The sequence below is a fragment of the Helicobacter burdigaliensis genome, from assembly GCF_003670295.1.
Lineage (GTDB): Bacteria > Campylobacterota > Campylobacteria > Campylobacterales > Helicobacteraceae > Helicobacter_D > Helicobacter_D burdigaliensis.
In genome coordinates this window covers 45,413-70,809 of record NZ_QXJG01000007.1, presented here as the reverse complement: position 1 = coordinate 70,809, position 25,397 = coordinate 45,413, and the positions used below count along the sequence as shown (strand labels likewise).

22 protein-coding genes are annotated in these 25,397 nt (G+C 32.3%); 8 read left to right on the top strand and 14 right to left on the bottom strand.

Annotated features, from left to right (window positions below):
* Positions 1–171: 171 nt before the first annotated feature.
* From EBF09_RS04345 to ileS, 6 genes are all read right to left on the bottom strand, one after another.
* Positions 172–387: a DUF4006 family protein gene (locus tag EBF09_RS04345; RefSeq protein ID WP_121763912.1), complete on the bottom strand. Its 216-nt coding sequence runs from the start codon at positions 385–387 to the stop codon at positions 172–174.
* Positions 388–402: 15 nt separating this feature from the next.
* Positions 403–1,299 (bottom strand): cytochrome-c oxidase, cbb3-type subunit III, encoded by an 897-nt coding sequence (gene ccoP, locus EBF09_RS04340; protein ID WP_121763911.1) that lies wholly within the window; start codon positions 1,297–1,299, stop codon positions 403–405.
* Between the two features lies 1 nt (position 1,300).
* Positions 1,301–1,516: a cytochrome c oxidase, cbb3-type, CcoQ subunit gene (locus EBF09_RS04335; RefSeq protein ID WP_121763910.1), complete on the bottom strand. Its 216-nt coding sequence runs from the start codon at positions 1,514–1,516 to the stop codon at positions 1,301–1,303.
* 2 nt (positions 1,517–1,518) lie between these two features.
* On the bottom strand, positions 1,519–2,202 hold the full coding sequence (ccoO, locus tag EBF09_RS04330; protein WP_121763909.1) for a cytochrome-c oxidase, cbb3-type subunit II: 684 nt from the start codon (positions 2,200–2,202) through the stop codon (positions 1,519–1,521).
* A gap of 12 nt (positions 2,203–2,214) precedes the next feature.
* The gene (ccoN, locus tag EBF09_RS04325) at positions 2,215–3,681 is read right to left on the bottom strand and encodes a cytochrome-c oxidase, cbb3-type subunit I (RefSeq protein ID WP_121763908.1); all 1,467 of its coding nucleotides are present in this window, start codon (positions 3,679–3,681) and stop codon (positions 2,215–2,217) included.
* Positions 3,682–3,941: 260 nt separating this feature from the next.
* The gene (ileS, locus tag EBF09_RS04320) at positions 3,942–6,704 is read right to left on the bottom strand and encodes an isoleucine--tRNA ligase (protein WP_121763907.1); all 2,763 of its coding nucleotides are present in this window, start codon (positions 6,702–6,704) and stop codon (positions 3,942–3,944) included.
* Between the two features lie 135 nt (positions 6,705–6,839).
* Between ileS and EBF09_RS04315 the strand changes: the two genes are divergently transcribed.
* The 4 genes from EBF09_RS04315 (at position 6,840) to EBF09_RS04300 (ending at position 10,660) form a co-directional block, all read left to right on the top strand.
* Positions 6,840–7,139, top strand: coding sequence for a hypothetical protein (locus EBF09_RS04315; RefSeq protein WP_121763906.1), 300 nt, complete (start codon positions 6,840–6,842; stop codon positions 7,137–7,139).
* Between the two features lie 15 nt (positions 7,140–7,154).
* On the top strand, positions 7,155–9,071 hold the full coding sequence (locus tag EBF09_RS04310; RefSeq protein WP_121763905.1) for a translocation/assembly module TamB domain-containing protein: 1,917 nt from the start codon (positions 7,155–7,157) through the stop codon (positions 9,069–9,071).
* A gap of 139 nt (positions 9,072–9,210) precedes the next feature.
* Positions 9,211–10,446 (top strand): malic enzyme-like NAD(P)-binding protein, encoded by a 1,236-nt coding sequence (locus EBF09_RS04305; protein WP_121763904.1) that lies wholly within the window; start codon positions 9,211–9,213, stop codon positions 10,444–10,446.
* Between the two features lies 1 nt (position 10,447).
* Complete coding sequence (locus tag EBF09_RS04300; protein ID WP_121763903.1) at positions 10,448–10,660, top strand: hypothetical protein; 213 nt, start codon at positions 10,448–10,450, stop codon at positions 10,658–10,660.
* A 56-nt stretch (positions 10,661–10,716) separates the two neighbouring features.
* Here EBF09_RS04300 and EBF09_RS04295 read toward each other — a convergent pair whose 3' ends face one another.
* Positions 10,717–12,129: a hypothetical protein gene (locus EBF09_RS04295; RefSeq protein ID WP_121763902.1), complete on the bottom strand. Its 1,413-nt coding sequence runs from the start codon at positions 12,127–12,129 to the stop codon at positions 10,717–10,719.
* 172 nt (positions 12,130–12,301) lie between these two features.
* Between EBF09_RS04295 and EBF09_RS04290 the strand changes: the two genes are divergently transcribed.
* From EBF09_RS04290 to EBF09_RS04280, 3 genes are read left to right on the top strand one after another with little or no spacing between them, the layout of a single operon-like run.
* Entirely contained in the window at positions 12,302–12,940 is a 639-nt protein-coding gene (locus EBF09_RS04290) for a uracil-DNA glycosylase family protein (protein ID WP_121763901.1), read from the top strand.
* Entirely contained in the window at positions 12,937–14,139 is a 1,203-nt protein-coding gene (locus EBF09_RS04285; protein WP_121763900.1) for a hypothetical protein, read from the top strand. Before EBF09_RS04290 ends, EBF09_RS04285 begins: the two co-directional genes overlap by 4 nt.
* A complete protein-coding gene (locus tag EBF09_RS04280; RefSeq protein ID WP_121763899.1) occupies positions 14,136–14,816 on the top strand; it encodes a YgjP-like metallopeptidase domain-containing protein in 681 nt (226 codons plus the stop codon). The genes EBF09_RS04285 and EBF09_RS04280 overlap by 4 nt, the downstream gene beginning before the upstream one ends.
* On the opposite strand, the gene EBF09_RS04275 is transcribed toward EBF09_RS04280, so the two are convergent.
* The gene (locus tag EBF09_RS04275) at positions 14,813–15,724 is read right to left on the bottom strand and encodes a LysR family transcriptional regulator (protein WP_121763898.1); all 912 of its coding nucleotides are present in this window, start codon (positions 15,722–15,724) and stop codon (positions 14,813–14,815) included. The two genes, EBF09_RS04280 and EBF09_RS04275, sit on opposite strands and share 4 nt — an antisense overlap.
* A 151-nt stretch (positions 15,725–15,875) precedes the next feature.
* Between EBF09_RS04275 and EBF09_RS04270 the strand changes: the two genes are divergently transcribed.
* Positions 15,876–17,960 (top strand): ATP-dependent helicase, encoded by a 2,085-nt coding sequence (locus EBF09_RS04270; RefSeq protein WP_121763897.1) that lies wholly within the window; start codon positions 15,876–15,878, stop codon positions 17,958–17,960.
* On the opposite strand, the gene EBF09_RS04265 is transcribed toward EBF09_RS04270, so the two are convergent.
* From EBF09_RS04265 to EBF09_RS04240, 6 genes are all read right to left on the bottom strand, one after another.
* Complete coding sequence (locus EBF09_RS04265) at positions 17,957–18,691, bottom strand: hypothetical protein (protein WP_121763896.1); 735 nt, start codon at positions 18,689–18,691, stop codon at positions 17,957–17,959. The genes EBF09_RS04270 and EBF09_RS04265 overlap by 4 nt on opposite strands.
* Positions 18,692–18,834: 143 nt before the next feature.
* Positions 18,835–20,181, bottom strand: coding sequence for an McrC family protein (locus tag EBF09_RS04260; RefSeq protein WP_232817655.1), 1,347 nt, complete (start codon positions 20,179–20,181; stop codon positions 18,835–18,837).
* The gene (locus EBF09_RS04255; RefSeq protein WP_121763895.1) at positions 20,144–22,351 is read right to left on the bottom strand and encodes an McrB family protein; all 2,208 of its coding nucleotides are present in this window, start codon (positions 22,349–22,351) and stop codon (positions 20,144–20,146) included. Before EBF09_RS04255 ends, EBF09_RS04260 begins: the two co-directional genes overlap by 38 nt.
* Before the next feature lie 4 nt (positions 22,352–22,355).
* Positions 22,356–23,900 carry a 2-isopropylmalate synthase gene (locus EBF09_RS04250; RefSeq protein WP_121763894.1) on the bottom strand — a complete coding sequence of 515 codons (1,545 nt, stop codon included), beginning with the start codon at positions 23,898–23,900 and terminating at the stop codon, positions 22,356–22,358.
* Between the two features lie 159 nt (positions 23,901–24,059).
* Entirely contained in the window at positions 24,060–24,782 is a 723-nt protein-coding gene (gene pssA / locus EBF09_RS04245; protein WP_121763893.1) for a CDP-diacylglycerol--serine O-phosphatidyltransferase, read from the bottom strand.
* Positions 24,779–25,393, bottom strand: a complete 615-nt coding sequence (locus EBF09_RS04240) for a phosphatidylserine decarboxylase (RefSeq protein WP_121763892.1) — start codon at positions 25,391–25,393, stop codon at positions 24,779–24,781. Before EBF09_RS04240 ends, pssA begins: the two co-directional genes overlap by 4 nt.
* Positions 25,394–25,397: the final 4 nt, after the last annotated feature.

Below are 25,397 nucleotides of genomic sequence, written 5' to 3'. Positions count from 1 at the left end.
AACTTATACTAAAAATCCATAGGGATAAAATCCCTATAATGATTTTAAAACTCCTCATTAGCCCAAATATAAAAGCATATCAGGAATAAAAACAACCGCAATGGAAACAATTGCAATCACAACATTTGCAATAAAAAGTATTTTTTCTAAGCCACTATATTTAATCATAAACTACTCCTTATTGGAAGCTTTTGCATCTTGAAAATGCTTTTTATTTTCTACGCTTATTTTTTTAATATTATTAATATCTTCAATCACATAAGGATTGAGTGCTTGTGATTGTTGTGTAACAACTGCTTTATAACCCAACCCAAACACAACGCAAAGCAGTAAGACAACTGCTACAATGTAACCTCCAAGTCCATTTAAACCAAATAAACCATTCATAGATACAAACCTCCCTTAATTTTCATTAGAATAAATAAAATGTGCTAAAGCTTTCTTTTGTGTATCTGTTAGCATTTGATGTTTGAAAGAAGGCATTGTTCCAATATGTCCTTTTTTCCCTTTTTCCAACACTTCTACGACAAAATCTGGAGTTCCATATTTTGTTAAATCTGGCGCCATTCCGCCCATACCTGTGCCATCTTCTCCATGACAAGCATTACAAGTTGCAGCAGTGTAAAGCTCTTTACCTTTGCTTACTAATTCAGGATATTTAGTCTTTTTAACAGCGGATAATTCGCCCATTACATAAGCAGCTACTGCTTTTTTATCCTCTTCATTATCAAGCACACCTGGAGCCACTTCAGAAATAGGCAACATATCCCCTAGCATGTAACCTAAACCTTTACTGCCATTATTAATAGTATTGATAATACCCTCTTCTTTGCCCCATTCTACTAGATTTGCAGCAATAGCTCTCCCTGCAATTCCATTATTTCCTTCAGCAGTAATACCATGGCATTGCGAACATTGCACTAAAAAGATATTTTGTCCCATTTTTACCAAAGTATCTTCATCAATATTAGCCCATTTGCTTTCAAATCTTGCATTTTGAGCCTTAATATCTTCATTATATTCACCAATTTGTGAATAAGAATTTAGAGGATAACCCACAAACCAATACCATAATGCCCAAACAATTAACACTAAATAGGTTACTCCCCAACCAACAGGGATATTATTTTTAAATTCTCTAATACCATCCCACTCTTCTTCTGTCAGCTCACCCTCTGCTTTGCTATCTTTCATTTTTTTAATATAGTTACCTACCACAAAGATAGTCAAAGCCAAAATAGCAACAGCACCAATCAATGCAATCTGATTAACGCTATCACTTAAGTTTAACCATTCCATTTTAGCTCTCCTTCTTTTCTTTTGTATTTCTCTCTTCTACAAGAGTATCGCTTAAATTATCATCTAAAGCCAATCTTGAATATTTTTCATAATCCACTTTGCCACTCTTTTGATTTTTATACAAATGATAGATATATCCATAAAGAAAAACTACCAAAACAATTGTCAAAAACCAATAAATATAGCCCTGTAATACTCTTATAGTTTCATATTCCACGATTAATTCGCCCTTCTTTTTTGTCCTAAACTATTTAAATAAGCAATCAATGCAACAATTTGCTTAATCTCGCCTTTTTCTAACGCTTCTTTAATTTTTGGATCTTTCATATCTTGTGCTAAAATCTTAGCCTCTGCTAAAATTTCTTCTCTAGCTGCATTTAAATCCCCTAGTTTTGGATTATTTTCTGTATCATAAGGCACCCCAAAAACTTTCTTTTGCGTATAAGCTTCTGCATAAGCAGTATCTACATCTATATTCTTTTCATATAAATGCGTATAAGCTGGCATAATAGAACCTGGAACAACAGTTGATGGACTTAGCATATGCTCTTCATGCCAATCTGTTGTTCTCACATCTCCTACACGATGTAAGTCTGGTCCTGTTCTTTTAGAACCCCACAAAAATGGTCTATCATAAGCATATTCACCACTTAAACTTCTTGCACCATAACGACTTGTATCTGCCTTTAAAGGACGAATGAGTTGTGAATGACAAGTATTACATCCTTCAGCAATATAAATTTGCCTTCCTGCAGTTTCCAAAAGTGTATAAGGCTTAAGATTTTCTGTAGGGCGTGATGCCTTTGCAAAATCTGGTAAGATTTCTACAAGCCCTGCGATTGAAAACACTAATAAAAATGCTACCGTAAAGAAAAACGGATTTCTTTCTAACCAATGAAACATACAAACCCTCCTTTACGCTGCCATTGGAGTCGCATAATTTGGCTCTTTTTCAAGCTCTCTACTTGCAACAATGGTCATAATAATATTATAAGTGAAGATAATAAATCCTAATAAATACATAGCTCCACCAATTGCTCTAATTGTGTAATATGGGAATAATACAGTTACAGTATCAATAAAGGAATAAGCAATATATTCAAATCCATCTGTTCCTCTCCACATCATACCTTGCGTAATACCCGCAATCCACATACTTGAGAAATAAAGGATAATCGCAATAGTTTGAATCCAAAACTGCATATCCATAAGCTTCTTAGAATAAATCTCACGCTTAAAGAGGCGTGGTGTCATATGATAACATGCAGCAATAATTGTAAATCCAACCCAACCTAATACACCATCATGAACATGTCCTACAATCCAATCTGTAAAGTGTGCTAGAGCATTTACGGATTTAATAGACTGAATTGGTCCTTCTAATGTTGAAAGCATGTAGAAAGTAGATGCTAAAATTAAAAACTTAATCAAAGGAGATTCTTTTAATTGATGCCATTGTCCTTTCATAGTAAGGAGCATATTTACAGCTGTTCCCCATGAAGGCAAAATTAATACAACTGAAAAAATAGAACCCATTGTTTGCATCCAATCTGGCACAGTTGAATAAATAAGGTGGTGGCTTCCTGCCCAAATATAAACAAACATTAATCCCCAAAATGAGAATAGCGTAAGCTTATAAGAAAAAATTGGTTGTCCTGATTCTTTAGGTAGAAAATAATAAATAATCCCAATAATCCCTGAAGTAAATACAAAAGCAACCGCGTTGTGTCCAAACCACCATTGCACCATTGCATCATTTGTCCCTGCATAAAGTGAAATAGAATGGAAAATTGAACCCACTCCTGAAACTAAATAAGTAGGAATAGAAAGGTTGTTAAAAATATAAAGTGCAGAAATTGCAACAAAAGTGGCAATAAAATACCAAAGGCTGATATAAATTGTTTGCTCTCTTCTTACACCCATAGAACCAAAAAGGCTTACTCCCCAAAGCACCCAAACTACAACTACTAATAAGTCTAAAGGCCAAATTAATTCTGAATATTCTTTAGATTGACTAAGTCCTGCAAAAAGACTTACCACTGCTAAAGCCATCAAAATAATATAAAGAATAAAGTGTAAATAACCAATAAATTTCAAAAACGGATATTCATGGTAAGAAATTTTAAGAGTTCTTTGTCCCAAATAATACCATGCCGCCCAAATACCACTCAATGTAAATCCATAAATGATACCATTTGTATGCAAAGGTCTAAGCCTACCAAAAGTCCCAAATTCGCCTGCTAAATGATTGAGTGATGGAAATGCCATTTGAAAGGCAACCACAACACCTAATAACAAGCCAACAATACCAAATGCGATTGTTGCAAAAAGAAATAATTTTGCAATAGAATAATCATACTCTAACGCAGAATTTGCCTGCATATACGCTCCTTCTTTACTAAAGATTTCCCTTTTCTTTTAGAGAACTCTGCATTTTACTATAAAGAGCATAACCACAAGCTTAAAAAAACAACAAACGATAAACAAATACTATTTTTTTAAATTATGTTTTATTTTTTATCCTTATTTTGAGTAAAAAATATAAAAAAGCTATCAAAAAAGTAACAACAAAAATACTTACCCAAGTTTCATCTAAGCCAACAGGCTTAGTTAAATCAAAAAAATCTCCCATAGTATCTCGCTTATTTTAAAACCTCTTGACATCTAGCACATGGTTCTTCTTCAGCCTGTGAAGTGAATTGCCAACATCTTGGGCATTTTTTCCCCACTGCTTTTAAAATCTTATATTCCTTGCCCTCTATGCTAAAAGTTGCCAAAACTTCATTAACAGATTCTGTATGGATTGCACTCACCATAAGCCACAAGTTAAGCTCCTCAAAATCTTGCTTATCTTGTGGTATTTGTAAATCCACTTCTAATGTAGATTTAATCTTGCCCTCTTTTTTAAGAACATCAATCTGCTCTAAAAAGGCACTTCTAAGATCTAAAAGTGCTTCAAAATCTACTTTAGGAGATGCAAAATGTGGCATAGGTAAATATAAAATCTCAAATACATCGCCCTCCTTAGTGCCACAACATTCCATTAGAGCTTTAGAGTTATTATGCTCTAAGGCTTCATTAATCGTGTAAGTTAAAATAGGGGCTAAAAGTGCAAAAATCCTTCCACAAATAATTGCCATAGCACTTCTACTAGCCTCTCTAACTTTACTACCTTTGGCATTGCAATACAAATTATCCTTGCATAAATCTAAATAAATCCCACTAAGCTCTGTTGTGATAAAAAAGATAAGTTCTTGTAAGCCTTTAGAAAACTCATATTCGCCAAATAGCTTATTCACATTTAAAAAACAAATTCTAGCACGCTCTAAAATCCACAAATCTATTTGACTAAAACTCTCCACTTCTAAGGCTTCTAAACCCTCTACATTTGCAAGCAAAAATCTAATAGTATTGCGGATTTTTCTGTAAGTTTCGCCCACTTGCTTTAAAATTCCTTGTGAGATTCTTTGATCATTTTGAAAATCACTCATAGCAACCCAAAGTCTTAAAATCTCACTTCCAAACTCTTTTAACACATCTTTTGGTGCAATCACATTTCCTTTGGATTTACTCATTTTGTTACCATTTCCATCCATTGTAAAACCATGCGTTAAAATGCTTTTATAGGGTGCTTTTTCATTAATTGCACAGCTTACAAGCAAGGAGCTATGAAACCACCCTCTATGCTGATCACTACCTTCTAAATACATAGAAGCAGGATAGCCCCCACTTCTATATCTCCCACTTTGTAAAACCGCTTTCCAAGTGCTTCCACTATCAAACCATACATCTAAGATATGATGCACCTTTTCAAAATGCTCCGCTTCATTAGAGTATTTCAAAGGTAAAAGCTCCTTTACTTCCTTGCTCCACCACGCATCACAACCTTCTTTTTCAAAAATATCTGCTACAAAATTAAGCACTTCTTCATCTAATAGCACTTCTCCACTGCGTTTATTTTTAAAAAATGCAATAGGCACTCCCCAATCTCTCTGTCTTGAAATACACCAATCTGGACGATTTTCAATCATAGATCTTATTCTTCTTCTTCCATGTTCTGGATAAAATCTTGTATTATCAATCTCGCTTAGTGCAACTTCTCTTAAGGTTTTGCCCTCTTTTGTATAAGGCTCATCCATCATAATAAACCATTGTTGTGTAGCCCTAAAAATAATAGGTTCATGGGATCGCCAACAATGCGGATAGGAATGTTTAATTTTACTATGATGCAAAAGATGGCTACCTAAAAGCTCAAAAATCCTTTTGTGTGTATCAAAAACAAACTGCCCTACAAACTCATCAGGGCTATAAAATAATCCTTCTTTAATCAATGTATCATCATATCTTCCATAATCATCTACTGGCATTAGAAGTGGCAAATCATATTTTAATCCTACAAAATAGTCATCTTCCCCATGTCCTGGTGCTGTATGCACACATCCACTTCCATCGCCCACCCCTACATGATCTCCTAAGATAATTTTAGAATCTCTACCATTTAAAGGATTGATTGCATAGGTATTCTCCAAAAGAGCAGCTTTGAAAGTTTTTAAAATTTCTTGTTCTACGATTCCTAAAGTTTGAAGCTTTTCAACTTGTGAGGCTAAAACTATTTTGCCATCTTTTGTAAGTGCATAATCCTCGCTAGGATGGAGAGCAATTCCACTATTTGCTGGTAAAGTCCAAGGAGTGGTCGTCCAAATCACACAAACTACTTCCCCTTCTACACCTAACACTTTTAGAGCATCTTCTTGCAAAGGAAAACCTACATAAATAGAATCGCTTTCTTTCTCTTCATATTCTACCTCTGCTTCTGCAAGTGCAGTCTGACAAGCCCAACTCCAATAAACAGGCTTACTACGCTCTTTTAAAAGTCCTTTTTTGGCAATTTCACATAAAGCTTTGTAGATTTCAGCCTCAAAAGCAAATTCCATAGTTTTATAAGGCTTCTCAAAATCCCCCAAAATTCCAAGCTCTAAAAACTCTTTTTTTTGAATCTCCACAAACTCTTGTGCATGCTTTCTGCATAACTCTCTAATTTTTGTCTTTGGCAAAGTTTCCTTTTTTTCTTTACCAATCTTTTTCTCTACTTGTTGCTCTATGGGCAATCCATGACAATCCCAACCGGGCGTATAATTAATTTTCTCCCCTTGAAAATAATGGTATTTTATAATTATATCTTTAAGGATTTTATTTAAGGCATGTCCTATATGCAAATTCCCATTAGCATAAGGAGGTCCATCATGCAAACAAAATCTTTTTGTCGCATCTTTTCTCTTTAGCAAAACTCTCTCATAAAGATCGCTTTTATTCCATTTTTCATAAGTTTTTGGCTCATTTGCTGGTAAGTTCCCACGCATAGGAAAACTTGTATTAGGCAATATTAAAGTTTCTTTGTAGTCCATACTTTTTGTCCTCTTTTACTTAAAAACAGCTTTATTCAATTTAAATTTGGTAATTTTACTCTACATAGCTTTAAATAAGCATTATTTTACTAGACATTAAAGCTTTTTTTAACTTTTTTTTTATAAACTTTTTTTATGAAAAAGATTGTTTTATTAATCATTAGTATCGGAATTTTAAGTTTTAGTGGTTGCTCTAGCAACAATGATAACAATTTAGTATATGGAAGCTCCAACTGCGATGAAGCTAAAAGAATCTGCCTCAATAAATGTGCAAAACAAGGCAAAAGTAGGCGTGTTTGTTTAGATGAATGTGAAAAAGCACGCGGTATGTGCGAGGCTATCAAAGTAAAAGGCTGTTTGCAAGATTGCAATCTTCAATATGGTAAAGGCACTTCTGCTGCTGAGCAATGTAAGCTCCGTTGCACCAAAAAATAAATTGAGGCAATTGATATGGGGATAATTGCATACAAGAAAAAAGGGATCTTTTTAAAATTCGCTTGGGGAATCTTTTTTCTTTTAATAGCACTACTTTGTTGCATAGGTTTTCTTTTTACTCCTTTAGGGAATAAAATTGCACTAAACTATCTCCTAAATTCCTTAGAACAAAAAACTTCTATAAAATGGATAGAAGAAGAGTTCTCCATCACACCTACAAAGATTCATCTACATCTTAATAGCGAGGATAAAAATCTTTCTTTAATTCTAGCGGGTGATTATTCGCTCATTACACAAAATTTAGATTTAAATCTTTTATTAGAATCTAAAGGATTTGATTTTCAAGCCTTCAACAAATCTTTGCATCTACCTCATAATTTTCTTTTTAATGGAACAATCAAAGGTAATTTTCAAAACTATTCTTTAGAAGGGCAAGGAGGATTTTTAGAAAATAGTGGAGATTTGCATATGACTTTCTCCTATCTTACCCCACAAACTCTAAATTTAGATTTTAAAAATTTTCCTCTTTCTACTGCATTAGAGATTCTAAAAGAGAAAAAATATGCTGAAGGGCTTTTAGACATTCATTCTAAGATCCAATGGATAAATCACATACCCAAAGGCGATATAAATGTAAATTTACAAGGAGGTTATGCGATTAGCCAAACCTTTTTAGAAGAGTTTAACCTAAAAATTCCTACCACAAACTTTATGGCAGATTTAACGCTTAATCTTGAAAATAATCTCTTAAAACATCAATTAAATTTTTATTCTAATTTAGGGGAAATCAAAACTCAAGGCAACACGCAAATTAAAACATTCACAACAGATACAAATTACAATGCAAATCTTTCAAGCCTTGCCCCACTCTCTGCATTTATCAAAATCCCCATTCAAGGTAAATTTGCTATCAAAGGCTTATTAAAAGGGGATTTAAACAATATGCTAACAACAGGGGATTTAAGCTTGCAAGAATCTAAATTTAACTATACACTTAATTTAGACAATTTCTATCCAAAAACTCTCCAAATGCACTCAAACAATCTACAAGCAAAAGATCTCTTTATGTTCTTTGGAGAAAAACCCTATCTTGAAGGGATTTTTAATGTCAATCTCAATCTTAGAGATTTTAACAAAGGAATTTCAGGAACTGCACTTTTAGTTTCTAAAGATCTTTTTATCAACAGCCCACTCATAGAAGAAAAAACACAGTTAGGATTCCCACATACCACTTTTAAACTCTACTCAAGCCTTGAATTAGCAGAAGGAAGTGGAATTTTAAATTTAGATTTTAACTCTAATCTTTTAAATTTAAAGATACAAAATGCCTCTTATTCTTTGCTAAGCGATATAAAAGCCCCCATCTCATTGCAAATTCCAAAATTGCAAAACATTTCTTTTAACAATAAAAGTCTGCCAAGTGGGGAGCTCAATTTGCAAGGAAGTCTTAGTCAATCTAATCTGTTTTTAAAAGGAGAAATTACACAAAATAACCAAAATATAGAAACAACAATATTGAATATGAATGACCGACTATTTTTTAACCTTTCTAACATTTCCACTTCTGAAATTTATAAAATCTTCAATTATCCGCACTTTTTTAAAGGTGTTGGGGATTTTACTTTCACAAAATACAATGGACTTGAAGAAATCTTATTTTCCAGTAAAGAACTAATGCTAAATAATCCACTTCTTAAAGCCATAGAAAAAAGCTCTAAAATGAGCTTTAAAAATACAAAATTTACAGGCACTTTTTCTCAAACTTTAGCCGAAAATCAAATCAAAACACGCTTTACACTAGAAAAGAATGATTTAAAATTTTTCAACTATGAAGATTTAATCACTAAAGATTCTCGCACACAAGGCAATGTGGATGTGTTGAAGTTTGATAACTATCCCTACAAATCCAAAAGCTTTTTTTTAAAATTTTAGAGTTTATTTAACTGCTTTATAGTGTAACTTTCTTTCAAATCCTATAAAATTTTAATAAAATTTTAAGTGGCTTTAACCAAGCTTTTATTTTTTTTTTGCTTAAATTCCTTTCAAAATTTTATAATTAAGGTTTCCCCCTATGGAAGATTTAAAGCAAACCTACCCGCAATCCCTCCCCTATCATCAAGGTGGTAAAATAGAAGTCGTTCCACGCACTCCATTAAACAATGAATACGACTTATCTTTGGCTTATTCTCCAGGCGTTGCTGTGCCTTGCAAAGAAATCCAAAAAGATCCTTATAGTGCGTATGAATACACTTCAAAAAGCAATCTAGTTGCAGTAATCTCAAATGGAACTGCTGTTTTAGGCTTAGGAAATATCGGCGCACTTGCTGGAAAACCTGTAATGGAGGGCAAAGCTGTCCTTTTTAAAAAATTTGCAAACATTAATGCTTTTGATATTGAAGTGGATGAGAACGATCCTGATAAATTTATTGATATTGTAAGGGCGATCGCTCCTACATTTGGCGGTATCAATCTTGAAGATATTAAAGCGCCTGAATGTTTTTATATTGAAACGCGTTTAAAAGAGATTCTAAACATTCCTATTATGCATGATGACCAGCATGGAACGGCGATTATTTCAGCTGCCGGGATTATCAATGGTGCTAAACTAGCCAACAAAGAGATTAAAGATTTAAAAATTGTTGTTTTAGGTGCTGGAGGTGCGGCAATTGCTTGTGCTAGAATTGCCAAAGCACTCGGTGCAAAAGAAATTGTAATGTTTGATAGCAAGGGTGCTATTACCACTCATAGAAAAGATAATCTTACCGGATTTAAAAAAGAATTTATTGTAGATAGAGAAATTAATAGCTACAAGGAAGCGTTAGATGGAGCGGATGTGGTTTTAGGGCTATCACGAGCTGATATTTTAGAAGCAAAAGATATTGAAGGTATGAATGAAAATCCTATGATTTTTGTTATGAGCAATCCTATTCCTGAAATTAGCCCAAAGATTGTAAGAGAAGTGCGTCCTGATGCTATCATCGCCACAGGAAGAAGCGACTATCCAAACCAAATCAATAATGTTTTAGGATTCCCTTATATTTTTAAAGGTGCATTAAAAGCAAGAGCAAGATGTATCAATGAAGAAATGAAGCTAGCAGCTACCTATGCTCTAGCAGACTTAGCAAGAGAGCAAATTCCACAAGAGATTAAAAAGGAACTAGAGAGCATTCACAAAAGAGAATGTGGATTTAGCAAAGAATACATTATCCCCTCACCTTTTGATCCAAGATTGTGTGAATTTGTTTCTAATGCAGTAGCAAAAGCCGCTATTGATAGTGGTGTTGCAAGAATTACTTCTTTAGATTAATATGGAAGAGTTTTCTTATAAACTTGTAATGTTTGGCCTAAGTGCTTTGTGTGAGGATTTAGAGGAAGTGGAGCGTCGCTTGCTCCTTTATCCCAAAGAACGCCACTCCCTTGAAAATGGTGAAGAATGTTTTTTGATTGATCTTAACACAAAAGAACTTTACCCCATAATTGTAAAAAACAATAAGTTTGTCATTCAATTTAACAAACAATAAGTTTGTATTTTAGAAGTTTTTATCTTCTTCTAAAATACTTAAAATATATAATCTTACTAAGCGCTCTTTAATAGATTTTGCAAAATTGTATCGCTTTTTAGCAATTCTTCTTTTTTTGCTTCATCTAGTAAATTGAGATAATTCTCGTCGTCTTTTTGCTTGGCTAATTGCAACCATTTTTGCAATTCTGCATTTTTGATGGCTGCAATTTCCTCTTCACTTTTTGCCTCGCTATTATCTTCTTGGTTCTTGTCTTGATTTTCTTCTTGTGTTTTTAGAGCATCTTTACCCATATTAACGAAAATATCATCTAAAGAACTCCCCACATCAAAACTATACATTTTTAGTACAAACACATCTATGGTGTTTGAATCTTCCCCACCTGTTCTAAAAAGAGTAATCTCTCCATCTTCTCCCATAAGCTCTTTTAGATTCAAGCTTCCATCTAAATTTGTATCGCGTTCAATATTGTGGTTAATATAATCTGCTATATTATCAATAAATCCCACTTCCTCTAAAAATTTCTTTTGAGCCTCCTCGCCCCCTGGGATTCTCTCTGCTACTGAATGCGTCTCACCATTTTTCAAAGAAACAAGTGTTTTTAGATGAATGCCCTCTTCGGTGCTAATCTTACCATCTCCATCTTTATCAGCCTCTAAATATCCTGAAGAATAGGCTGCTTCATAATACCACCCTTTAATATACTCTCCTGCTTCTTCTAAAGAACCAAATTTTTCTTTTAATTTTTTTGCATTCTCTTCTGTTAGAGGAATATTAACCTTTTTACCACTTACCTCATCTACAAAACTTATAGTATTTTGTGCTTGCTCGCTTTGCTTGTCCTCTTCTAGGGGATTAAAAGCATTTTTAATTTCTTCGCTTATAGATTCTGGTTTGCTAGAAGTGGAATCTACTAGGTTTTTATCAAGCCATCTTATCCCTTCTGCTTCACCTTTTGATACACCTTCTCCTTTTGAAACCTGTTCTTCATTTTGCAAAGAACGCTTAATATCTTCTTTTGCTTTTTGCGATTCTCCATCATCTTTTAGTTTGCCTAGAACAAATTGTGAAAGTGCTGCATTTCCTTTAGAATCCAAACTTGGATTTAATCCCATAGGTGTAGGGCCTTGTGCGTCTTTAATGTTTGCTTTTGTTGCTTCTTCACTCTTTCCTTCACCTATCATAGATAATGCACTCGATTCGCCTTGTGTTTGATCTTCTAAGCTTTTTTTAATACTTTCCACATCCACTTTAGAAGCAATCTCTGCACTCACGCTTCCTGTTTGCTTTAGCTGTGCGATTGCTTCTTCTATCAACCTTTGTTTTTCAAAAGTTTCATCTTGACTTGAAGTTGTGCTTAAACGCCTATTTTCATCATTTCTTGATGCTAATGCCTGTTGTGTTTCTTTAGAAAACTCTACGCCATTGATATAGGAGCTATAACCTCCTTTTGCATTCACATAATACATTTTTATTCCTTTTTAAAGCGTTCCTTGCATAAACTTTTAATTCCTTTTGTTGCAATAAAACAAGCAAAAATTATTCCATTAATTTTAACTTTTTAATTTTTATTCTTAAAATGTTTCTTGAGAGTTTTTTTGTATAATTAGAATATAATTTACAAAATAAGGATATAATTTTTTGCAAAAACTTCGCCTAGCTCTAGAATTAAAAAAACTTTATCTATTACAATCTTTAGATTATCATTTTATAAATCCTAATTTTTTAGTGCCAAAAAGCAATTTTGCAAACTCTATCCGCTCCCAAAAAGAACTTGATTTTCTTATACAAAAATGCGAACTCTGCCCCCAAAGACTTTCAACTCCAAATCTTGGCATTTGCAATCCTGATTCAAAAATTGTCTTTTTAAGTATGCAACCCCTTTTAGATTCTAATCTACGCTTCTCTTCTAATATGGCTGTAATGCTATACAATATCATTACAAAAGTTTTTTTACTCTCTCTTAAAGAAGTTTCTATACTTTCTTTGCTAAAATGTGATATAGCTATTCAAAACAGAGGAGATTCTCTTAATTTGTGTATGGGATTTGTGCATAAGCAACTTGAATTTTGCAATGCTAAAATTATTGTAATTTTAGGGCAAGAAGCATATTTTGCTATCAGTGAAGATGGGGAAGACTATAAAAGAGTGCAAGGTAAAATCTTAAAATGGAAAGATTACCTGCTCTTTCCCACTTTTTCTTTGGGAGATTTAATCAAAAAACCTTCTTTAAAAACACAAGCCCACAAGGAATTTTTAACCCTTAAAGGATATTTATGAAAAAATTATTTTTTATTCTTTTTTTATTTCCTTATTTAGTCTTTGCAAAAAGTCAATATCTCTCCCCTCTTCCTTTACCTGAGGGCGAAGTAATCAATTTAGAAACAAAATATTGCTCTAGCAGCTGTCTTAAAGATTATTATGAAAAAGGTCTTGTTTTTTCTTTTATTGCAAATATTAACGACAACAACAAAACAAATTCACTTTTAGAGTTGCTTCAAGGGCTTTTAGTAGAATTAAATATCACAAATCTTCCTTATTTTACATCTAAACCCACTTTCAAAATTGCCCTTTTAATACCCCGTCAAACCATAGGACGCTACTCTCTTTCTGCTTCAAACACAATTTTAGCCTATCTTTTAAGCCAAAAAAATCCTTTTAATTTTGAGGTTTTTGATAGCAAAGGAGAAGAGTTTGAAAACATAACTCAATCTTTAGAAGAAATTAAAGCCAAAGGCTTTATGAAAGTCATTGCAATTTTTACTCAAAATGGCACACAAACTCTAAATCAAATCCCTACTGATCTTGAAATCTACATTCCAAGCATTCATATTAGCCAAATAGATTCTCCCTCCCCTCATTTAAATTTTGGCGGAATTAGCTATGAAGAACAAATAAAAACCCTTTCTTCTTTAAATCCTGAAGTAAATGCTATAAGCTTCTATGATACAAGTTATGTGGGATTAAAGATTCAAGAATACACAAAACTTCATAATCCTAATTTACTTTTTTCTACCCCTTTTAGCTCTAAGGACACTCAAAACCTAAACAAACAAATTAAAAGCCTAAAATCCACGCTAAATGGCTCTAGAATCTTTTTAAATACCCCTGTTACAAACTCTAGCATTATTCTTTCTCAAATCACTTATAATGATATTGAACCCTTTAGCACCTATTCTACACAGATTAATTACCACCCTTCCTTCCTATCACTTACACAAAACCGCGATAGAAAAAATATGATTCTTGCAAACTCTATTATGCCACTTCCTTCGCAATTTATTGAAGAAATGCAACTATTGCATAGCAATCTTTCTTATGACTGGATTAGTTATAGCACTGCACTTGGATTGGAGCATTTTTACACAAAAGAGATTCCAAATGCTAAAAGATACTTTAAAGAAAGAATAAAAAACCATCAAGTGCAATATGAAATTATGCTTTTAAAAGCAAAACAAAACCGCTTTGAACCCTTATGATTTTAGAAAACTTTACTTTAAAAATTATAAAAAGTAAAAACTATAAATCCCTGCGTCTTCATCTAAAATCCCCCACTTTTCTCCACCTTAGTGCCCCAAAATATACTAGCAAAAAAGAATGTTTAAATTTTATCTTACAAAATGAAGAGTGGATTAAAGAACAATCCTCTCTCCTTTTATCCAAAAAAGAGGGTTTTAAAAAAGAACTTTTAAAGAATAAAATTTACCTTTTTGGTGAATGGATAGATTTTGACAATTTGCAAGAAAAAAATCTACAAGAAATTTGGCAAGACTTCATCTTTCATCAAGAAACCAAAATACTTAAAAAATTTTACTCTACACAGCTAAAACTCTATATTGCAAAAAGCCTAGAAACTCTTAGTGCAAGATTAGAGCTTTTTCCTGCTAAAATCTCTTATACAAGTGCCACTAAAACACTAGGAAGTTGCACTAAAGCCACTCAATCTTTGCGTTTTAGCTACCGCTTAGTATTTTTAAAAAAACATATTATTGATAAAATCATAATCCATGAATTAGCACATTTAAAGTTTCCACACCATAAAGAAGAATTTTGGAATTTTGTAAGAAAATTTGACAACAATCCAAAAGAGATTCACAGCTATCTTAGTTGCAATCCCTTTTCTTTATCGTTGTTTTTAGAAGTTTTTAAGGCTTAATGCAAAGCCACTTTTGTATTAAACACAATATAATCACTAATATTTTCTATAAGTGCATCATTGCGTCTTTCTTTTAAACTAGCCACATAAAGCTTTCTTTTACACTTTAAGCCTCTAATTTTAGTAGTAAAAAGCTCTCTTGCTTGCAATTCATCTTTAATATGCAAATAAGGCAAGAAAGTCATCAAATCCCCTCCATGCTTCTCCTTCATCTTGAGTATATTCTTTTTAATCTCTAAAAAGCTATCAAATTCTCCTATAATATTAAGCTTATCTTTATCTAATTCTAATTTTTCTAAATAATCTTGAATAACAAGAGAAGTTTGTGTGCTAGGGGCTAAAATTAACCACTTATGCGAATACAAATCTTCTCTTCTAATAAGTCGTGGAAGCTGACTAGTTGATGCTAAAACTAATTCATCTTCTACCCACTCACGATATACAATATTATCATTATTTATCATAGATTCTACCAAAGCCAAATCGCAAGTTTTATTTAACAATCCTTCAATGGCTTCTTTTGATGTATTAACACTATAATCAATATTTGAATATACCTCTTCTTTGATTTCATCAATACATTTTGGCAATAAAAAATTTCCAATTGTATAAGAACTCATAATTTTAATTCTATCATCTCTTTTAATTGTCTTCATCATTTCTTTTTGTTGCAAGGCGATAAATTTCTCAATTTTTTGAGCCACTATCAACAAATTTTCCCCATCCCGCGTTAGCTGAATACCATTTCTTTTACGATTAATTACTTTAGTATTAAAATATTGCTCGATAAATTTTATTTGTTGGGTTACAGCAGGTTGTGAAATTCCAAGCTTTGAAGAGGCTTTAGAAAAACTTTTCTCTTTAACAACTATCATAAAAGTTTGTAGTTTTGTAAAATCACTTAGCATTTTATCTCCTTAGTATGCTTCCATAATTTTGCTCCATCTTTATAAGATTTTTATAAGATACACTTAATACTAACACAATTTTAAAAACTTATCAAGGAAATTTTACTGCTTTTAGATATAATTTATAAAAATAATCATTATAAGGCCTTTTATGGACATAAATTACATAAATAAACTTAACAAAAGCCAACAAGAAGCCATAAAAACTATTGATGGACCGCTTTTAATCCTAGCAGGTGCTGGAAGTGGAAAAACTAAAACCATCACTTCACGCCTTGCATACTTAATCGATGAGGTTGGAATCCCGCCTGCAAGCACTTTAACGCTTACCTTTACCAACAAAGCCGCTCAAGAAATGCAACAAAGAGCATTAAATTTAATTGAAAACAAAAGCTCACACCCCCCATTATTATGCACTTTTCACAAGTTTGGCTTACTTTTTTTAAAATTTTATATACATCTTTTAGAAAGAAAGGCAAATTTTGTCCTCTTAGATAGTGATGATACTAAAAAAATTTTAAAGGAATTCAATCAAAACATCGCTCCACTGCCACTTTTAACAAGTGAAATCTCAAGAATGAAAAATTCCAAAATTTCTCCAAAAGATGCAATAAATTTTGCCAATAATGATACTTATCAACACATTGCCAAAGTTTATAATAAGTATCAAGAATTTTTATTACAAAATAATAGAGTGGATTTTGATGATTTATTGCTTCTCCCTTTAGAAATTTTAGAAAATTTTCCAAAAATTGCCACAGAAGTTAGTCAAAAATATCAATACATTATGGTAGATGAATACCAAGATACCAATTATGTGCAATATTTGCTCTTAAAACACCTTTGCACTACCCATGATAATATTTGCGTCGTAGGCGATGATGATCAAAGCATTTATAGCTGGAGAGGAGCTACAATAGAAAATATCTTAAACTTCACCAAATATTTTAAAAATGCAAAAAGTATCAAACTAGAAGAAAACTATCGCTCTACAAAATCTATTTTAGATGCTGCAAATAAGCTCATAAGCCACAATAAAGAACGCTTGGGTAAAAATCTAAAAAGCACAAAAGAGGACGGAACACCCATAAAAGTATTGCAATCCTTTAACGCAAAAGAAGAAGTTGCGGCTCTCTCTAAAATCATTAAATCCCTTTTTGAAAAAGGGGTAGATCCTAAAGATATTGCAATTTTATTCCGCTTAAATGCACTTTCACGCTCTTTAGAAGAAGGCTTTAATCGTGAAAATATCCCTTATACACTCATTGGCACAATCCGCTTTTATGAACGCAGTGAAATCAAAGATGTGCTTAGTTATTTTAGAGTTTTAATTAATTTAGAGGACGATTTTTCACTTCTTAGAATCATCAATAAACCCAAAAGGGGGATTGGCAAGACTACTTTAGAAAAGCTACAAAATAGAGCAACTATGCAAAAATGCAGTATTTTTAGCCTTTTTCAAAACGATATAGAACTTCAAGAAATCATCGGCAAAAAAGCCTATAATACAATACAAGAGCTTTTTAAAAAGCTACAAGCCTTGCAAGAATATTCTTTTAAAGAAAAGAATTTTTTAGATGAATTTGAAAAGCAGATCGGGCTTTGTCAATCTTTCTCTAACAACAATGATGAAGTGGATAGAATAGGTAATATTGAGGAATTTTATGGACTTTATAATGAATATTTAAAGCAAAATCCCTTTATGGAGCTAGAAGACTTTTTGAATGAATTAGCCTTAAAAAGCGATCAAGAAGATTTAGAAGAACGCAATAAAAGCAAAGGGATTAATGGGGTTTCCTGTATGAGTGTGCATTCTAGCAAAGGGTTAGAATTTGATTATGTTTTTATTATCGGTTTAGAAGAAGGATTCTTCCCTATGATAAAAGAAGATAGTAGTTTAGAAGAAGAGCGAAGATTAGGCTATGTTGCTTTTACGCGCGCTAAAAAAGAGCTTTATTTAAGCTTTAGCGATTCAAGATTCTTTAGAGGCAAGGAAGCAAATTTACCTCCCTCTCGTTTTTTAAAAGAATGCGGAGTTTATGGCAAACCCACTTCCATTGCCAAAACCCCTTTAGCAACTCATTCTAGCTTCCGCAAAGGAGATTGTGTGAGCCATAAAATCTTAGGAATGGGAAGGATTGTAGAAATTACACAAAATGGCAAAGAGATTCGCCTTAAAATCAATTTTGGTGGATTAGTCAAAGAGATTTTAAGCGACTATGTAAAACCTATTTAAAAATTAAACCTATACTGCACGCCTGCTTTTGTAGTGTCTGTATCGCCTATGGTTTTAATCTCTTTTTGAATAAAGGTGGAAAAGTTTTTAATAGGAGAATATTCCACTCCATAATTAAAAGTTTTTTCTCCTATTTTATCTTGATCTTGAGTAAAACTCTGCATAAAATAGAGATTTTGGATTTTAGGAGCTTTTAGCTTATGACTAAAACCATAACTCCCACTCCACTCATCTTTACTTAGGCTCTTCTTTATAGTGCCAAGCAAATACAACTCACTTAACTTCTTCTTGTAAATGGGCGCATTGATTTTAATATCCCCTCCTAGATTTTTTTGCTTCTCATCAATACTAGAGCTTAAATTTACATCAAATTTAATCCCAGAAATATATTTCCCTACAATATCGCCACTTTTGGAACCAATAAGAGGGGAAAGCTTATTTAAGCCCATATTTAAAACACTTGTGCTTATTCCATAGGTATTAAAATCAAAAGTAGGAGTTGTGGTTTTAGCTCTATTTTGATGTCTTTCAAAAGGAGAATTGAAAGGACTTTTGTAAGGGATTTTAGGAGTTTTGGCACTTGGCAAAGGAACTCCTAAAAAACCCTCATACTCTCTGTATTGATCAAAAGGATTAATTCTTTTAATATCTTTTTTTAAAAATTTAGTAATATTTTCTTCTGCATTTAGCAAAGCAACACATAAAAAGAGACAAACAAATATCCTTTTCATAAACCACCAAAACTTTTTATTTTACATAATAATATCTTTTAGCAAATAAAAGATAAATATGGCTTAAGTGTTAAGTTTTAGAATATTTAAAGATTACAAAATAAAGCTTTTATAGATAACCCACTAAAATTTATAAAACTATATTAAAAAGGCAAAGGTGCAAAAAGAATTTTTAGCTTTATTTTTTCATCATTGTTGCAAAAATTCACAACTTCACTTGCTTTAAAGATAAATTCTTGTTTCTTTTGTTCTAAATTAGATTTAATAAATGGATAAATAAGCCATACTTCTTTTGCTTTGTATTTAGTTGCATAAGCAAACATCTGATATAAATCGCTTTGTGAGATTTCTTCTATCTTTGTTAGAATCTTCCACTTTGTATCTGCGATAATCGTTTGATTGCTAAGCTCTAGTTTTAAATCTGGTTTTAACCTAAAATGACTTTCATTATCTTGTTGCAATAAATATTTCTCGCTACTTTGAGCTTTAATATTTAAATTTAGATTTGCTTTTTTTAGCATATATGCTACATAGTTTTCAAAAAGCCTCTCCATAGGAAAAAGCAGTGCAAAAGCCTCATTTTTACCACAAAAAGGCGTAAAAGTTTGATTGCGTAAGAAAATCTTACACCACAAAAGCAAATTTTCATAATAGTTAAAATGTCTTGAGATTTTACAGCTAAAGTCTTTTGTGTAATTTGTAGAAAACTCCACATTTTCAAGCATTTGTAAGGCTTTAAGGATTCTAAATTTATTAGCGATTGTTTTAGATTTTAAAAGATTTAGAGTGGATTTGATGAGGCGATTTGGTGCTATATCCAAAACAAACTCATCACTACTTGTAAAAAATCTTTCTTTATGGATTAAATTTTGCTTTAAATGCTTACTAAAATGTAATTTACCTTTAAGAAATTTTCTATTTTCTTCTATGCTTACATAATCTTTTTTCAAACCTTTTTTATACACACTAAAAAACTCATCTAAAAACATCGCAATAAACACTTCAAATAAAGGCATTTTAGAAAGTTTTAAAGATGAAATTTGCGATTGTTTAAAGGGAGAATTTTTTAGAGTTTTTAATAGATTAATTAAAAGGGTTTTAGGATTGAATTTAAAATTTTCCTCATATTTAAAATCGCAAAATAATTCTTTTTTATCATCTATTTTATAAGCATCTATCAAAGGCTTTAAAGGCAAATTTGTTATATCTTTTTCCTCTATATATTTTTCTAAATCAGTGCATTTTGGCAAGATCTCCAAAACTCCACTTTTTGTCTGAATAATGCCCACATAATTTTTAGCTTTTAGGGTGTTTTTATTATTAAAGCCCAAAAGATTCTCATTATTTTTTGCAAAATCTTCTAGTTCTTTGTAAAAATTTTCAGCCTTTTTCCCAAAAACCCCTTGTAAATCTTCTTTGCAAAAGGCTTGATGCTCAATGATAGAAAATGTGTTATTGTTCTTCATTATTTGATTGATTTTTCTCATCATCATAAATAGCTTGATATTTTTCTAGTTTATCCCAAATTTCATTATTAAATGGAGTAATATTATAAATATTTTTTTCACTATCTACATTGTCTAAATTTTTTATTTTTTGTAAATATTTATCATCTTTTTTATCTTCCTTGTCTTTGCAAATCATACCATTATCATTTAAAACCGCACTCATTAAAGCATAATCGTTATAAAAATACTCTTGCAAAAGCGGAATGATTTTATTTTGAAATACATTTTTTAAATCCTCTAAATTTTTAACATCTATAAAAAATGCGTGCCCTATGGTTTTTTCTCTATCCAGCAAATATTCTATGCGAGTATTGATAGCTTCTAATAACTTTTGCAAATCAACTTCCTCACATTTTTGAAGCAAACTAGGCATAGGCATCATCTCTATAAATTCAAATCTTCTCCTTAAAGCCGTATCAAGAGAGGTTATGCTTCTATCAGCTGTATTCATAGTGCCTAGGATATACACATTTTTAGGCACTCCAAAACCTTTGCCATTATCAAATTCATTTCTACTATAAGGCAAAGATACTCTTAGCTCCTCATCTTCTCCTATCCTTTTGCTAGATTCTATTAAAGTTATAAGCTCCCCAAAAATCTTACTTGCATTGCCACGATTGATTTCATCAATGATGATTATGTAAGGTTTTAATTCCCCATTTATATTTTCAAAATTTACATTGTGCGTTTTTTCAAACTCCTTTAATTTTTTATAAAACATGAAATAATAAATCGCATTTCCATGATAATCACTTTGGCTATCATATTTTGGCTTAACATCTTTATAATCCTTAATAGCTCCACTTTTAAAATTTAAATAATCTCTTTTTATAATATCAATGGTCAATCTTTGAGGACTTTTAATAGAGCCACCCAATAAGAAAGAGCGATACTCGTCTTTGGAATTTAAAAGAATTTCTCTAATACTAACTTTATTCTCTAAAGGAAATTCATTTCCCTTATCTATAAAATTTTGATTAATATAATTGGCAAATTCAAAAATTAACTTATCTAAATCGATATTTTGTTTATCTTTTTCGCTGTTATCTGATAGTTGATAATTCACCAAAGCTTTTTTACAAAGCTCTTTAAAAACTCCATCGCTTATCTCATATTGCACTTCTTTAGAATTAGACTCATCATTTATTATAGGCTTTATCCCTTCTACAAACTCTTCATAGCCATAGCTTTGATGAAAAGTGGTAAAAACAATTTGTCCTTTTTTTACATAATAATCAAAAAGTGCTTTAGCCTGTTTTCTTTCATCATCTTTTTTGTAATCAATTTGAAATTTTTCTAAATCTTTTTGGATTTTTTCATAGTCTAGAAATTTCTTATTCTCTTTATCTTCCAAAAGATTTTTATACCCTAAAATCTCCAAAGCCTTATCAATGGTATGATAAGTTTTCCCAGTCCCCGGAGGTCCATAAAGAATCTGATTAAGTGGTATTTTCATTCTTTCTCCTTGTTCTTCTTGATTATCTTGCTCTTTATTTTGATTTTTACTATATTTTTCCCATAAGTCCTTTGATAGCTTTAAAACCTCTTCTAAACTATATTTTTCCTTATCACTCAAAAGCTTCTCATAAAGCTCATAAGTTTTTAATTTTCTCCCATATTTATCCATAGAAATTGCGTCCAAAACACTTTTAGAAAAAATATTAACAATTTTAATATCCTCAATATTTTGATAATGAAAGGCTATTTTCCACCTTATAGCAAAGCCAAGCTTAGATTTTTCAATTTCCTCTAATTTATTTTCCTTATTTTCCTTATTTTCCTTATTTTCCTTAGTTGCTTCTATGGTCGCTATTATTTTTATAATCTCTTTTTTAACTTCTACAAAAGCCTCTTCTGAAGTGCTACCAAATTTATCATACCAACCATAATTATCTTTATATTTTCGCCCACTTGCACTCTTTTTATCCTTATTTTCATTACGCCTATACACACCAAATTTAAAAGCCGAACCTCCCCAAATACTCCCTAAAGTATCCAATTTACTTTCTATCCAAAATGTAAAATCATCTCTATTTGGATTATCTTTTTGAGTGCTTGTATATTCCTCTAACTTCATATTTTGGACTTTTTCCAAACTCCATCTGTCTTGAAATTTTTTAAATAATTCAATCTCTTCTTTAAAACTATTCATCTATCTACACCCCCATACTCTTATGCTTAATAAGCTCCTTCATTGCTAAATAGCTATTTAACGCACCAAGATATGCCTTAGCAGTGGCAAACATCGTATCAAGATGCAATCCATGTCCAATAAGCGCAGGTTTGTTTGGATCAAACTCCACTTTTACCACCACTTTAGCAAGTGCATCTTTACCCTCACTTACTGCCTCCACTTTATAATCTTTTAGCACCCCATTGTAGCCACTAATCCTATCAATAGTTTTTAAAATCGCATCTACACTTCCATTTCCAATAGCCGCATCAATGCTTTTATCCCCATCTTTTTGGATACAAATTGCAGCATGTGGCACACCTTTAGAACAATTACTAATCTGCAAAGAGACAAGCTCAAACACTTGCGGAATACTCACACTTTCTTGTGTCATAATAGAACGCAAATCCTCATCATACACTTCTTTTTTCTTATCACACAAAATCTTAAACTCTGCAAATGCCCTATCTAGTGCTTCTTGTGAAATATCCACAAAGCCTAAACTTGCAAGCTTATCCCTAAAAGCAGCCCTACCACTATGCTTACCTAAAACCAGTCCATCACTTTCTATAATCCCTATATCACTAGCCCTCATAATCTCATAAGTTTCGCGATTTTTTAGCATACCATCTTGATGGATTCCACTCTCATGCGAAAAAGCATTTTTCCCAACAATCGCTTTATTAGGCTGTGGGCGTATCCCTGTAATGTCTGAAACTAGCTTAGAGCTTGCATAAATTTCTTTTGTGTTAATCCTTGTATCAAGCCCTTTAAAAATATCCTGCCTTGTTTTTAAAATCATTACTATTTCTTCTAAAGCAGTATTTCCCGCTCTCTCTCCTAGTCCATTAATTGTGCATTCAAGCTGTCTTGCTCCATTTTTAATCCCCTCTAGTGAGTTTGCCACCGCTAAGCCTAAATCATTATGACAATGCACTGACAAAATCGCCCTATCTCCCACACACTCTTTCATTTCTTTAATCAAGCTTCCAAGCTCACTTGGGATTCTATACCCCACAGTATCAGGTAAATTTAGCGTGCTAGCACCCGCTTCAATCACAGCTAGTGCCACCTCTTTTAAAAACCCTACATCACTTCTACACGCATCTTCACAGCTAAACTCCACATCTTCACACAAGCTTCTTGCTAACTTAACCGCTTCAAATGCTCTTTTTAAAACCTCATCTTTGCTCATTTTAAGCTTATATTGCATATGAATCTCACTTGTAGCAATAAAAGTATGAATCCTTTTATGTTTTGCCTTTTGCAAAGCATTTGCTGCGATCTCAATATCCTTAGTAAGCGCACGTGATAAAGAACAAATAGTGCTATTTTTCACTACTTCTCCTATTCTGCTAATTGCTTCAAAATCACCCGGACTTGCTGCTGCAAACCCTGCTTCAATCACATCTACACCCAATCTTTCTAACTGCAAAGCCAATCTTATCTTCTCTTCAGTATTCATAGAAGCACCTGGGCTTTGCTCACCATCTCTTAAAGTTGTATCAAAAATCTTTATCATTTCCATAGTATATTCCTTTAATGAATTGTTTTTATTTGTTAAGTAAAATTATTATGAAGTTGTAAAAATATATGCATCCCCTAAGGGAGCAGTGGAAGTAGTAGTGAATGTGTAAGGAAATTTTGCAAAAATATATCACTCGATTTTAATAAATGCACCCTCATCTTAAACCCTCTTTCTAAAGATAAGATAATAACAAGCACGCATAGGCCCAAAAAGAACATAAGCACTTATTAATACAACAATTGTATAAGTAGGATACATAAACAAAACAGCCAAAATAAGCATTAACAAAACTATAATCTTGCCAAAGCTCACGCGTTCAAAACTCATTTTCTTAAAACTAGGATAGCGGATATTACTCACCATTAAAAGCCCAACTAACAAGCTACTTGCAAGCAATAAGACTAAAAGTATAGAATCATAATGGGGATAATCTTGCTTTATACCCATTTCAAAAAGCAACCAACTCACAATAAAAACTGCGGCAGAAGGGATAGGAAGCCCTATAAAAACATTAGGTTCATTCTGGGTAGTGGTTACATTAAATCTAGCAAGTCTAATCGCTCCAAAAACCACATAAAGCCCAGACACCACAGCACCAAATTTACCATAATGATGCCCTACATAAAAAAACAAAATCATAGCAGGTGCCACTCCAAAAGCAACAACATCTGCTAATGAGTCAAATTCCACACCAAATTTACTTGTTGTGCCTGTAAGCCTTGCAATTCTTCCATCTAATCCATCAAAAATAAGGCTAAGCAATACAAGCCAACAAGCAAGCTCAAAACGCCCAGAATAAGCATAGGCCATGGATAAAATACCAAGATAAATACTAGCGCCTGTAAAAAAATTAGGCAAAATATATAAAGGATCTATTTTCATAATCTTATGTATCCCATAAGTGTTTGTCCCGCATAAATTCTATCATTTTCAAAAACTTTCAATTCCGTATTTAAAGGGATTTTAATAACAGCCTTACCACTTAGAAAAAATCCTATTCTTTGTCCTAATTTTTCTAATTGTTTAGGACAAAGGCTAATCCTATAAGAATAAATTGTAGGATAAAGCTTTAATTCTAAATTATGAGCGTCTATTTCCTCGTTCTTACAAAATTTGATTTTAACATATTCTCCATTATTTTCTTTAGCATTTAAAAGCCCAAAAACTTCTTGCTCTTTAGTGGCATATCCACTAAAAGGCATTCTTAAAAGCCCTCTAAAACAAATAGGTTTCATAAGCTCTATATAAATCCCATCTTCTTTAGTTTCTATTTTTTTAACTTTTGCATCAAGTGGCGCTATGATAGCATCTTTTGAATCCTCTTGTGGAATTCTTTCTGGATTATAGTAAAAATACAACAAACAAACAAATGTAATTAAACTAATCCAACCAGGCACATTCCAAGACAATAACCAGCAAAGTAGAAAAATAACGCCCACTATGCTTAATATTTTCCAACCCTCTTTTGCGATAATTTGCGTTGTCGTTCTCACTTTG